10 protein-coding genes are annotated in these 12,354 nt (G+C 48.9%); 3 read left to right on the plus strand and 7 right to left on the minus strand.

Going from position 1 to position 12,354, the window contains the following annotated elements:
- Positions 1-370 precede the first annotated feature (370 nt).
- Entirely contained in the window at positions 371-958 is a 588-nt protein-coding gene (locus G459_RS30680) for a MauE/DoxX family redox-associated membrane protein (protein ID WP_035456881.1), read from the plus strand.
- A gap of 1,659 nt (positions 959-2,617) precedes the next feature.
- Here G459_RS30680 and G459_RS0123605 read toward each other — a convergent pair.
- The gene (locus tag G459_RS0123605; protein ID WP_026969802.1) at positions 2,618-2,956 is read right to left on the minus strand and encodes an MBL fold metallo-hydrolase; all 339 of its coding nucleotides are present in this window, start codon (positions 2,954-2,956) and stop codon (positions 2,618-2,620) included.
- A gap of 32 nt (positions 2,957-2,988) precedes the next feature.
- Complete coding sequence (locus tag G459_RS0123610; protein ID WP_035456888.1) at positions 2,989-4,113, minus strand: aldo/keto reductase; 1,125 nt, start codon at positions 4,111-4,113, stop codon at positions 2,989-2,991.
- 173 nt (positions 4,114-4,286) lie between these two features.
- On the opposite strand from G459_RS0123610, the gene G459_RS0123615 reads away from it, so the two are divergent.
- Positions 4,287-5,186, plus strand: a complete 900-nt coding sequence (locus G459_RS0123615) for a helix-turn-helix domain-containing protein (RefSeq protein ID WP_026969804.1) — start codon at positions 4,287-4,289, stop codon at positions 5,184-5,186.
- A gap of 51 nt (positions 5,187-5,237) precedes the next feature.
- Here G459_RS0123615 and G459_RS30040 read toward each other — a convergent pair whose 3' ends face one another.
- The 3 genes from G459_RS30040 to G459_RS0123640 form a co-directional block, all read right to left on the minus strand.
- Positions 5,238-5,411, minus strand: a complete 174-nt coding sequence (locus tag G459_RS30040; protein WP_157373439.1) for a hypothetical protein — start codon at positions 5,409-5,411, stop codon at positions 5,238-5,240.
- A gap of 1,614 nt (positions 5,412-7,025) precedes the next feature.
- Positions 7,026-7,325 (minus strand): STAS-like domain-containing protein, encoded by a 300-nt coding sequence (locus tag G459_RS0123635; protein ID WP_026969807.1) that lies wholly within the window; start codon positions 7,323-7,325, stop codon positions 7,026-7,028.
- 26 nt (positions 7,326-7,351) lie between these two features.
- The gene (locus tag G459_RS0123640) at positions 7,352-8,305 is read right to left on the minus strand and encodes an ATP-binding protein (RefSeq protein ID WP_026969808.1); all 954 of its coding nucleotides are present in this window, start codon (positions 8,303-8,305) and stop codon (positions 7,352-7,354) included.
- A 210-nt stretch (positions 8,306-8,515) separates the two neighbouring features.
- Between G459_RS0123640 and G459_RS30685 the strand changes: the two genes are divergently transcribed.
- The gene (locus tag G459_RS30685) at positions 8,516-8,788 is read left to right on the plus strand and encodes a helix-turn-helix transcriptional regulator (protein ID WP_051315404.1); all 273 of its coding nucleotides are present in this window, start codon (positions 8,516-8,518) and stop codon (positions 8,786-8,788) included.
- A 210-nt stretch (positions 8,789-8,998) separates the two neighbouring features.
- Here the strand turns inward: G459_RS30685 and G459_RS0123650 are convergent, their stop codons facing one another.
- Together G459_RS0123650 and G459_RS0123655 are read right to left on the minus strand one after the other, a co-directional pair.
- Entirely contained in the window at positions 8,999-11,401 is a 2,403-nt protein-coding gene (locus G459_RS0123650; RefSeq protein WP_035456758.1) for an OmpA family protein, read from the minus strand.
- A 125-nt stretch (positions 11,402-11,526) separates the two neighbouring features.
- The coding region (locus G459_RS0123655) for a PorP/SprF family type IX secretion system membrane protein (protein WP_026969673.1) at positions 11,527-12,354 on the minus strand (828 nt) is incomplete at its 5' end.

The raw sequence follows: 12,354 nt of genomic DNA on the forward strand, positions 1-12,354 counted from the left end.
AATGGTCACATGGAATCTCGCATGGAGGAAATTAATGCATGGATATCATACGGTAGGTCATGCTCGATTTTAACCCCAGGTAAAATGGATCAGATGTTTTGACCTCGGCGCAGGAATATAGTGAGTAAATCGGTGTAGAAGCCGAGGTACGGAGATCGTGGTTGCTGAGGACGAATTTCATTTCGGAGTGGTCTGTGAGAACACAGACCACGGCGAGGCGGGGTGGTCCGCTGCACTGTTGTCGGGATGTTAGATGAGGGTTTCGTACCCTGATTTGAGGGGTTTGTACCCTGGGAAGGGGGTGTATGTGGCCAATAATTGCTTTTATCTTTTCTGTGCCGCGAAATTTGAATAACTAATTCGCGGAGCTATGAAGGGTTTGGATACAGCATTGAGTTCAGTTTTAATCCTTGTTTTTGGATACACAGGCCTGGAGAAATTTTTACGGTTTGAGCACAGCCGGAAGGCTTTTCTGAATCAGCCGACGCCAAATTGGCTGGAAGAGTACTTAGCATTTCTTATACCCGGAACAGAGTTGCTGATTGCCCTGCTTCTGCCCTTTTCAATGGCGCGGTCGGGGAAGCAGTGCCACAGGGTGTCATTCGTGACTAAATTGATTAAAACTCCGTTGTTTGTCCCTACTGACCAGCCGTTTGTCCCGGTTTATTCATTTTTTGGCAATCGATTAGGTATTAGCCTGCACAGTTCCACGGACTTGCGGAATATGCCTCTTCGGAAGGTCGTTTATGCCAAAATCGCGTCGTTTATGCCATTTTTTCGGTTTACTGGAGATCGTTTGAGAAATTTCATCAGCACCTATTCCGAACAAGTTATGAACCGCAGTCCGCCAGCATTTATACAAAAAGGCGTTGTCCGTCCCAAAACTCACTCAAACTCCGTTGTCTGTCCCTACTGTGGTGTCGTTTGTCCCTGCCTATTGACTATCAGGTTTAAATGATTTGATATTTGCTTCTACATGGATTAGTAACGGAAAACGAAATGTTGATTGCGGAGATGTAAAAGTCCAGCATTGGGTAAGACTCGGGTGAGGCCTTTGGGACCTCCATCGTCTATTTCTCTTTGTCCTTTTGGCTTGACCCAAAAGGACCAAAAGGTCAAGATTTGGCCAAGCTCCTACCGCACAAGGCCGGACGCTGGCCCGCTGCCAAATCGGCCCACGCGCCTATCCGAACTGGGATTTGTATCAGCCAAAGGCCGGAGTTTGAAGTCACGACCCAGAATGGGTCAAACCTCTCAATAGCCGTGGGTGAAGCGCAGCGGAACCCACGGTAAAATGGAAAATGCCATTGACCTCGGAGCAGGGATATCGTGGGTAGCTGGCAGTTGATGCCGAGGTACGGAGAAGGCGGTTGGTTGGTAAATAGTCCAGCTTCAGGAGAAGCAGGGGCAGGACCTCGGGAATGTAAATGGTGAGGAGCCGGCAAGGCTATACCTCAGTATTTGCCGGTAAAAGCAAAAAGTCAGTTGTCCCATAGATACGGCTTTGTTTCAGCATTATCCCCTGACTCAACTCCCACTTATCTTCCACTCTTCTTCGCTAGAAACCCGAAGATGAGTCGAAGAAGACTCGAAGAAGAGTCGAAGAAGAGTCGATGGAAATAAGCCTGGATACTACTTGGGAAAAATATTTAAAATCGGCGGGAAGTGACCTATGTAAGTCTTTTCGGTGGATAAACAGAACAACAGGGTGAAGGAGATTACGAATCCCCAAAATAAAAAGGCGGAATTACAAATTCGGCCTAGCGGAGACTGCGGCCGTGGGAGGAGAACAACTACAACCCGAGAGAAATTAGGCCTACACAGCATCTGGAAATTGCCAGTTATACCCTTTCAGGTGTCAATTATACCGAAATCCCTGCTGATTATACCAATTTCTTGAATGTAGAAGGATTCATTAGGAAATTTATTCAGCCAGAAATCCAGATGAATCTTCAGACTTCAATCTAAGGAACTGCGCCTGGAGAACCGACAATTGTCGGAAAAATTTACCCGCTGCGAAAATACCGTCATTTGACGTTTAAAAAGTCATTTAAATAGTTAAAATTCAACCTATTAACACTTAAATCAAACATGAAGCCTTCCTCAATTCTTATGGATATCCTAAAAACCCGAAGCCCATCTACATTTCGACAGTTAATCCCTGTCAAAGGGTCGTTTGTCCTCAAATCCCTCCATTTCGTCCTAGATATTTGCATTTTAAATAAAAAATACAGGGTTGGAAAATCGAGCATTTCGGGAGGAAAAAACCCCTCCAAACAGGAATTAACGTGGCCATTTTCGGGATTTGGTATTCGGAAAAATTTAGTGCTTCCATTTCGTCCGTTTGTCCACAAATATCGGCTGTATGTCCTAGAAATTTGAAGATGAGTTCATTCTGCACTAACATCATCGAACAGTTAAGGAAATCCTTGCCTAGCCGCTGTCTGACTGAGTTTCATGTCGAAAAAGGTCCTGTTCATGTCGTTTCTGGGGTTGTCTATGACATTTCATTGACTTTTGGACGGGGAGTTTTGAAATACGCGCTGAAGTCTGGACGGTTTTCTCCGGAGATACGGCGAAACCAATCGAAGTAGAATTAACACCCTAATCGCGTGAGTTAGCTATGGGTAATGAGAATAGCATCGAGCTTGGGAACCTCCTCCGTTTTAATTGGAAAGTCGATCATGACCGGCATATCGAAACCCTTCAGCAGCGGGTCAACCATTAGTGTTGTGCCGCGGCTGTTGATGAGAAATCCGCCCATGCCCAGCCAACGGATGGTTGTCTCTTTAGATTTTCCAAATGCTTCCTGGCCGAATGGTTGGGTTGGAGGAGCTTTGGCCTGATATTTCCTTTCAGTCTTAGCTTTAATTGCGTCATTGTCATGCTGTGCGTTGACACCGTTTGTGAAGGTAAAGATCATGACCACGATCGTGATCCATGGATGAAGTCTCATAATTGTTATTTATACCATTTCGTGAATAGATTCTAGCATTCGACACGCTCCTGCTGTGTGGCATCGTATCGTTCTCCCATTACCGGGAACTTAGAGACTTTATCTTCCAACTCGGTAATTTCATTTTGAGAAAGTGTAAAGTCAGCAGTTCGCAAATCTTCTTCGAGATGCGACAGTTTCGTTGTTCCAAACAGTGGTACGATGAACGGATACTTGTGCATCATCCAAGCCATGCTGACTTGAGCGGATGTCATCCCGCGCGTCTTTCCAAAGTCACTCACAACTTGAAGAATGCGTGCGTTCGCTCGAAGTGCTTCGGGTGTAAAGCGAGGCCAATCTCCGCGAATATCATTTGTCTTCATATCTGCATACTCCGTCAAAGAACCACCCAGGAAGCCACGGTTTGTTGGGCTATAGGCTGTAAAACCTATGCCGAGTTCCTGGAGAGTTGCAAAAACCTCTGTCTCGGGTTTCCGAAACATCAGATGATATTCGCTTTGCACGGTAGTGACCGGATGCACTTGATGAGCGCGTCTGATTGTTTCGGCGCTCACTTCGCTCAAGCCGAAATAGCGGACTTTTCCTTCCTTAATAAGATCTGATACCGCACCTGCAACATCTTCGATTGGAACAGAACGGTCGATGCGATGTTGATGGTAGAGATCGATAACATCCGTTTTAAGCCTTCGGAGAGATGCCTCGCATGCTGCTTTGATCCGCTCGGGACGGTTATCATTCACAGGAGAATTTTTCGTGAGATCGACTGTAAACTTCGTACTTATGAGAACGTTCTTTCTGATCGATGCAATAGCACGGCCTAGCAGCTCTTCGTTCTTTCCACCACTATAGCCCTCGGCTGTATCAAAGAAATTGCACCCACGGTCATAAGCTTGTTGGATCAGTTTTTCCATTGACTTTTCATCAGGAGTCAAACCACGTCCACTTTGCATCCCCATACAACCAACATAAAGTGCAGGCACCGTTAAAGCTGCCTTGCCAGTTCCAAGCGTACGCTTTTTGGTTATAATTGTACATCCGCCAACTTGAGGAATGTTCCTTCTGTCCGTGTTAGCGACTGCGGTTGAAGCCAGTGAACCGGTGAGCATCGCCCCGGTACCAGCTATTAAGCCAGATTTCAAAAGATCACGTCTGTTCATACAGTAGATTTTATTTGACCGCGTATAGATTCGATTGACTATGCAAAGATGTAACCTCATCAAAAGAAGGCACTTACCCGTTTTACGGTATCCTCTACCACTTTTACTGATTCCGGTATTTCGTTGTACAACACGCGCCCGTTTGGTTTATTTTTGTTCCATATCTGAAGACCATGGACCAAATTGAAAGACTTCAAAGCGTCACGCAATTCAATTCGAAAAGGGGACAGGTGACTTTGCATCCATTGGTGAGTGTATTGGATCAAACCAAATCTTCACCTATAAAGCCCTACCGCTGTCTGTCTGAGATCTACATCATCTTCCTGAAAGACCTGAGGTGTGAGGATTTTCAATACGGGAGAAACACCTACGATTATCAAGAAGAGAGCTTACTGTTCATCAGTCCCGGACAAGTTTTTGGATTTGATTCACCTGAAGAGATATTGATTCAGCCCGTAGGATGGGCTTTGGTATTTCACCCTGATTTAATAAAAGGTACCTTCCTTGGTAAGAAAATCAGCGAGTACAAATTCTTCGACTATGATGTAGCCGAAGCCTTGCATGTCTCGGAAAGCGAAAGGCTGATTGTGTTGGATTGTTTCAGAAAAATCCGTGAAGAAATGGAACGTGGCATCGACAAACACAGCAAGACTTTGATCCTAAGTAATATCGAACTGTTCCTGAACTATTGTGTGCGCTTTTATGATCGTCAGTTCATTACCCGCGAACCGGTCAACAAAGATATTTTGACCAGGTTCGAAAGCTTGCTCAAGGAATATTTTCAATCCGAACTGCCACAAGAAAATGGAATACCCACAGTGGCATGGTGTGCTGATAAACTCAATCTCTCTAGCAATTACTTTGGTGACTTGGTAAAAAAAGAAACCGGGATTTCCGCCCTTGAATTTATACAGGCTAAAGTGATAGACCTTGCCAAAGAAAAAATCTATGACAGAAGCAAGTCAATCAGCGAGATCGCTTATGAGATGGGTTACAAATATCCCCAGCATTTTACCCGTTTATTCAAGCAACGTGTTGGGATGTCGCCACAAGAGTACCGAATTGCGAATTAATCGGCTATAAATCAAACTTGGAAAGTCTTCCAACACGCTACGCTCCCGATTCTAACTATCGGGATTAAAATCTCGGGACAGGCTCTCTCCTACCTCATCCCGCCCTTCTCCTTGAGGAGAGGGCGCTTGAGCAGTGGTAGACTTGGAGATGCTGGTTCGATCGGAGCTGCTTACATCCAAAGCCAAAACGATCAGGAGGAAGAAAAAGATATGGTCCGTCCCCATGGGACTCTGAAATCTAATATCTTCCTTATTCCAGCCATTAAAATGGCTGGCTATGGAATCGGCCGTCCCGATGGGACTCTGGAACTGGGTTGTAACATGAAATCCAGGGGTTGAAACCCCTGGCTATGGGATCGGACGTCCCGTATGGGACTTTTTGGATGAATATTGCTGGACACCGGGTCCAAACTCCCGATTCGCTTCCGGATTCTGTAACGATCGGGATTAAAAACTCGGGACAGGCTCGCCTTCTCCGGCAGGTCAATTGTATGGGGTATTGTATGAGGTATTGTATCGACTTGACTTTCTTTACCCATTTTCTCCAAAAACCAAGGATGGATGGGAACATTCAGTAGGAAAAAACTTCTTTCACTCATCCGTGAAGAATTCAGGAATGAGTGTGGCGCTGACGGAGGCACTCTGATCTCTATGTATCTGACTACCTCAACCGTCTGTTTCTCTTTGTCCTTTTGGCTTAATCCAAAAGGACCAAAAGATCAAGATTTGGCCTACCCTGCAAGCTGGCCCCTCGCTAGATTAATCCACCGGATTAATCTCTAACGCTCGGTCCTTACCGCACAAGGCCGGACGCTGGCCCGCTGCCAAATCGGCCCCGCGCCGGACGCAACGGGGTCGCTGCCGGTTCAGTGGCTCTTCTTTTTGCTGAGGTTTTAGCTCTCAGATGCGTTTTGATGTGGGTGGTTTGTGGACGCTGAGGCAGGTCAGGCGTGGAGTTGGTTTGACACCTCGGAAAAACCATTGAAATGGTTTTTTGAAACAAGCCTCAAGCCATAGACCACGGTTTAAACCGTGGTCTATGGAGTGCTGTGAAACCCAAGAAAAAAATAAGCGGTTTATTCTACGTACCTTAAAAAGAAATGAAAATTGCATTTTTAGGAACGTATCCTCCAAGGGAATGCGGTATTGGGATTTTTACCAAAAACCTTTTTGATTCGGGACTCTGAAATCTAATATCTTCCTTTTTCCAGCCATTAAAATGGCTGGCTATGGAATCGGCCGTCCCGATGGGACTTTTTGGATGAATATTGCTGGACACCGGGTCCAAACTCCCGATTCGCTTCCGGATTCTGTAACGATCGGGATTAAAAACTCGGGACAGGCTCGCCTTCTCCGGCAGGTCAATTGTATGGGGTATTGTATGAGGTATTGTATCGACTTGACTTTCTTTACCCATTTTCTCCAAAAACCAAGGATGGATGAGAACATTCAGTAGGAAAAAACTTCTTTCACTCATCCGTGAAGAATTCAGGCATGAGTGTGGCGCTGACGGAGGCACTCTGATCTCTATGTATCTGACTACCTCAACCGTCTGTTTCTCTTTGTCCTTTTGGCTTGATCCAAAAGGACCAAAAGATCAAGATTTGGCCTACCCTGCAAGCTGGCCCCTCGCTAGATTAATCCACCGGATTAATCTCTAACGCTCGGTCCTTACCGCACAAGGCCGAACGCTGGCCCGCTGCCAAATCGGGCCACCGCGCCTAACTAAACTATGATTTGTATCCGCCAAAGGCCGTGGTTTGAAGCCACGACCCAGAATGGGTGAACGCATACCGTCGCACACCTTTAAAATCTACGTGCTTAAAACTCTATAACCTGTCAGTATGCTAAACTGGCCTTCAGGCGGTCGTTGATAGCCAAAGCGATGGTTTTTTTAACCAAGTCACTGGCATTGACAAAAGTGGATTTAGACTTCAATTCTTCGAAGGAAAGTTTCAAAAGTATTTTGCCAAAGCACTCATCAGAAAAGCTGTGTGAAACAAATTCAACCCCTTCAAAGTCAAAAACAACGAAATCCTTCGAATCCAGGATTGATTCAATTTGCGCACGTATCTCCTGTCCAAGAACCCTGGTTCCCAGATTGCTGGAGAAGCTATTGAATGCGATTGTTCGTGTCATTTTGATTTCTAAAAATATGTGCGAAGCTACCAAAGGTTTTCAAGATTGCCAAACTGTGAATCCTTAAACTCCTGAAACATATCGAGTTGATCCGACTTTTCTCCAAATATTTCTATATGATTAACCGGGATGTCCGTGTTTATTCTCAGGTAATTTATGGTGCCATTCCAGTGTGGGGATTCCAATAACTCCCCATTTCTAAGGCAAGAACTTCCTGAATAGATCTTGAAGTCCCCCTGATTCTTAATCATCATTTGAGAGGTGGCCCATAAGCCAAATCCCAAGCCAAGACTGTTGGTGACTCCTCTTTCTATACATCTTGATACGGCTTCTGGTTCGGAAAGATCACTAAATCTCGAATTTGGATGCCCCGTGAGCGCTGCGTGGATTCCCTGTCCGGTATCGGCAATCATTATGCGGATCTCCCTTGCTGTCGGGAAGAACTGGGCAATTACGAATCCAGTTCCTGCACCATATCTAAACTCCGGACTTGAGTGATTTAGGGTGTTGTCGAGAATTTCGTTTAAGCAAAAATGGAGCACTACCAGCATATCTTCGTTCACACCATTCACCATTAGAATTCGCATGATTTCATCGAACACGTGATAAATGTTTGTCTCGGTGAAGGCTGAAATTTCGATAAATCTGCCCTGTCTGTCTCTCCTTACAAATCCTTCTTCCAGAATGATCCCAAGAAAATCGAAAAAATTGATGCGGCTCGCATAATTCACGCGGCTGGAATTGGGGGCGAGATTAACTAACGAACAATTGACTTCAACCCCTCTATTTTTCAGGCCTTCCACTCTTGCCACGAGCAACAGCAATAGATCAGGATAAATCAACCCTGAACCATTAAGATCGATTTCCAGATATAGGGTATCACTCCTCTCCAAGTCTGCCAATGGAATCATGGCCGCCAGTAAATCATCGTGGGATGAGATTCTATTAAAGTCTATCGAGACGGTAATTTGGCGAAGCATTTTAGACAAGGTTGATATAGAAATTCGTTAATTCTGATTTTCATTGAGGTTTTATAATTGTCTAGAAAAGCCTTTCACATTCTGGAGCTGAACTTTCTGTCAAAGCATGGGCGATTTTACCCCCCCAAATACCTCCTTTTTTAGAAAGGGACCGTCCAATTTGCATAAACGGCATCAAATGAAAAAATTGTACTCGCTATTCGGACAGTGATGGATGGCAAGAAGTACGTGAGCTCAAAACTTCTTGAGTTACTGTCACCCTCCTATTCTGAAAGAACAACAAACAATCCCTTTAAAAACCTTTCGTTAAAGGAAATGGAGATTGCGAAACATCTTGACGAGGGAAAGTCTTTGCCTGAAATCAGCAACATTTTAAAGATTCAATATTCTACCGCAAACACCTATAAGCGCAGAATCTTTGAGAAACTGAATGTCCATAGTGTGCTGTTGCTCTCGCGGTTAATGAAATCCTTCGAGGTTTAAAGTACAGTTCAAAACGAAGACTTGACTTATGCAGTTTTTTTTTTAAAGGCCCAGATAATCCCGACATATTTAGGTAAGTCCTTTTCTTCAATACATCTACCTTAAAATCCGGTAAACACTAGTAAATCGGTTCCGATTGGTTTGAGAACTGCACAAAAAGCCTCCGGTTTCCCAGAGGCCTTTTGCACTACGTATCAATCAGTCACTTGCTTATAGGGTATCGACTTTCTTCTGTCTGCCGGTGTAGCCGTAGGAGGACTTGCCTACGCGCAGTTCGGTCCGGCGGTTCAGCTGGTGCATCGCAGGGGTGCAGGTCACCTCGTCGCAGTTGTGGATCGGACGGGTCTTGCCAAACCACTGGGACTCCAGCCGGTTGGTTTCCACGCCCCGGTTTTTCAGGTACTCCATCACCACCTGCGCTCTGCGCTCGGACAGGGCTTTGTTGTACTCCCCGTCTCCCCGCTGGTCGGTGTGCCCCTCGATGTACAGCATCAGGTTCGGCATCCGCTTCAGCAGGATCGCCGTGCGCTCCAACTCGGTCTTGTGCACACTGCGCAGCATCGATTTGTCAAAGTCAAAGTAGATCGTCGGGATCTCGCTCAGCTCGTCGGAGATCTTCTCAAAGATGTCCTCGGGCTCGCAGAAGTCCATGTCCTTCAGCTCCTGCGGGATCTCATACTGCTTGGTCGGATCCGGGAACGCTTCCAGCACCAGTTCGGAACGTCTGTTCAGCTGGTGGTTTTCCTCGTTGCACGGCTTGCCGTTGCCACAGTCGTTGATCAGCTGGCTTTCCCCAAACCACTCCAGTCTCACCCGGTCGGCGCTGATGCCCCTGGCTCCCAGGTATTCGGTCACTGCCTTGGCCCGGCCGTTGGACAGCGTGATGTTGTATTCGTCACTGGCCCTGGAGTCGGTATGTGAGGCCACCAGCAGGTCCAGGAAGCTGTATTTCTTCATCATCTCGGCCAGCTTGTCCAGGATCGGCATCGCGTCCTTGCGGATCACATACCTGTCCAGGTCGTAGTACACGATGTCCACATACACCGGCAGCTGGTACGGGATCGGCACCAGGCGGTACTCCCGCTTTACCGTATCCCCTTCAAAGCCTTTGGTCGTGATGCTCTCGTCAGTCAGCGGGAAGTACCCCGGCTTGCTGATCGTGATCCCAAAGTCACTCTCCGGCTCCAGCTGGGCGGTCAGCTCGCCTTTGGCGTTTCTGGCCGTCGGGGTCAGGATCCCCTGGGTCTTGTCCCGGAAGGTCGCCAGGTAGCTCGCTGTGATCAGCTCCCCGTTGCAGTCCAGCACCCGGGCCAAAAACTGCTTGTACAGGTCCTTGGCCATGTACAGGTCGTCCAGACCCTGGCCGCCTTTTCGGTTGGAAGAAAGGTACACCGTCTTGTCCTTCCCTTCCCGGTAGGCAAAGTCATCGGCCAGGGAGTTCAGCGGCGTGCCCATGTTGCGGGTGCCGCCGACCGCCGTCGGGCTGTAGGTTGCCTCGAAGATGTCCAGTCCCCCCAGCCCTTCGCGGCCGTCGGAGGAAAAGTAAAACTTGTTGCTCTTTCTGAAAGGATGGGTCTCATTCCCTTCGCTGTTCACTTCCGGGCCCAGGTTCACCGGTGCGGTGAAGCTCAGGCTGTCGCCGGTCTTGCTGTATTCACTGTAGTACAGGTCGTACCCGCCCAGGCCGCCCGGCATGTCCGAGGCGAAGTAAAGCCGCTTGGCTTCCTCGTCCACAAAGGGGTGCATCACCGAATACCCCAGCGAATCGTTGTACGGGAAGGCCATGGCCCCTTCGAGCTTGCCCTCCGCACTCACCCTGCTGTAATAGATCTCCGGCTGCACGGTGATGTCCCGCGTCTTTTTGGCTTTGGTGATCGACCGGGTCACGGAGTAAAACAGCAACTGGTCGGCCCCCGCGTAGCTCGGATCCGAAAAGCTCTTGGTCCCCGGCACATCCGATACCACCGTGCTGATGTTGCCGTCCTTGTCCTGACGGTACACCGTGAAGTAGCCCCGTCCGGTGTAGTCACTCTTCTCCTCACTGAAGATCTTGTTCCTCCCGTCGATCCGGATCCCCGGCATCTTGTCCGGATAGCTTCCCCCCCGGTCGGACACAAAATATCTGTTGCCCAGCCCGTCTTCGGCCAGCGAAAAATCCGACTCGCTGCTGTTCAGCGCTTCCATGCTTTCCACCTTCAGCTTCCGGGTGCCCGCCGGCACACTCCCCGGGTGGATGCCCAGGCTGTCGGCGTTGAATCCCCTGCCGTCGGCCAGTCCCCGGGCCTCTGTAAAGTTGTCGGTCATGATCCCGGTCCGCAGCAGGGCGGCATAGTCCTCTCCGCCCGCCTGCCCGTAGCCCACCGTGGTCTTCCACCAGGTATACGCGCTTTCGTAGTCCCGCAGCTGCTCGGCCGCCAGGGCCGTCTTCCGCGCGGTCGCGTAGTTGGGCTTCTTGGCATACGCCTCCTGGTACACCTCCAGCGCATGCCGGTAGTTCATCTGCTTCATCTGGTCGTCCGCATAGCGGACTTTGGACCGCTGGGCTTCTGCCAACTCCGTCGCGCCAAAAAATAAGCCGGCCGCGAGCCCCAGGATAGTAAGTGTCTTTTTCATGTGATTATATTTTTTTTTCAGCGGCCATATGGAATCTCCCATACCCATAGCCGTATCCAAAAGAACCTTTCCTCTGATACCCATCAGACCGGGTCTGTCTTGCTCATGCTGGCTCGATTTCATAATCAGAACCATCTTTGGTTTTTCATCGTGGCAGTGCGCGGGATCATGTAGAAGCCCACCGAAAACTCGTGCGAGTTGTGTTTGTAGTCCTGCAGCGCGTTCAGGTTGTGGTCATAGGCATACCCCAGCCGCAGCCGGTCCGTGGCAAAGATCTCGATCAGGGCTGCCACCGCGTTCCGGTTGGACAGGTTCTCGTCCAGCTCATCGGCCCAGATGTTCACGTTGGATCGGTACGAAGCCCCCAGCCACAGCCGGTCAAAAAACAGGAACATCCCGTTCAGGTCGTAGTTGGTCGGGGCCCCTTTCACCTGCTTGACCAGAAAGCTCGGCTTGAAGTCCACCTGCTCGGACAGCTCAAACATCGCCCCCGCGGTCAGGTAAAAGTGGAAGTCGTGGTACGCCAGGGCGATGTCCTCTTTCTCCAGCGCCTTCTTGCCGATCATGTTGTACACGCTGAAGCCCGCATAGAACCGGTCGGTGTTGTAAAACAGCCCCGTGTTCAGGTTCGGCGTGAACAGGTTGATCCTGCCCCCCGGGATCTCCGGGTCGTTCGGATCGTTCGGGTCCAGCTCATCCCCGTCCACCATGTACTCGGACACCCCCACGCTGGCGCCCAGGCCCAGGAAGCCTTTCTGACCCGTCTGGATCCGGTACGCGTAGGTCACCAGGCCGGTGGTCGTACGCGTCGGACCCAGCTGGTCACTCAGCAGCGACACCCCGAAGCCCATCGTCCCCTCGTTGGCACTCAGGTCGGCGGTCACCGTGAAGGTCTTCGGTGCTCCCGGAAAATCCATCCACTGGCTCCGGTACGTGCTCTGGATGTACGGCTC

This window comes from Algoriphagus terrigena DSM 22685, from assembly GCF_000429445.1.
Classification (GTDB): domain Bacteria; phylum Bacteroidota; class Bacteroidia; order Cytophagales; family Cyclobacteriaceae; genus Algoriphagus; species Algoriphagus terrigena.

What these genes read in the sequence shown, in the direction of transcription:
- G459_RS30680 (WP_035456881.1), top strand. Translation starts at nt 371, where the DNA reads ATGAAGGGTTTGGATACAGCATTGAGTTCAGTTTTAATCCTTGTTTTT.
- G459_RS0123605 (WP_026969802.1), bottom strand. Translation starts at nt 2,956, where the DNA reads ATGAGACTTCATCCATGGATCACGATCGTGGTCATGATCTTTACCTTC.
- G459_RS0123610 (WP_035456888.1), bottom strand. Translation starts at nt 4,113, where the DNA reads ATGAACAGACGTGATCTTTTGAAATCTGGCTTAATAGCTGGTACCGGG.
- G459_RS0123615 (WP_026969804.1), top strand. Translation starts at nt 4,287, where the DNA reads ATGGACCAAATTGAAAGACTTCAAAGCGTCACGCAATTCAATTCGAAA.
- G459_RS30040 (WP_157373439.1), bottom strand. Translation starts at nt 5,411, where the DNA reads ATGGGGACGGACCATATCTTTTTCTTCCTCCTGATCGTTTTGGCTTTG.
- G459_RS0123635 (WP_026969807.1), bottom strand. Translation starts at nt 7,325, where the DNA reads ATGACACGAACAATCGCATTCAATAGCTTCTCCAGCAATCTGGGAACC.
- G459_RS0123640 (WP_026969808.1), bottom strand. Translation starts at nt 8,305, where the DNA reads ATGCTTCGCCAAATTACCGTCTCGATAGACTTTAATAGAATCTCATCC.
- G459_RS30685 (WP_051315404.1), top strand. Translation starts at nt 8,516, where the DNA reads ATGGATGGCAAGAAGTACGTGAGCTCAAAACTTCTTGAGTTACTGTCA.
- G459_RS0123650 (WP_035456758.1), bottom strand. Translation starts at nt 11,401, where the DNA reads ATGAAAAAGACACTTACTATCCTGGGGCTCGCGGCCGGCTTATTTTTT.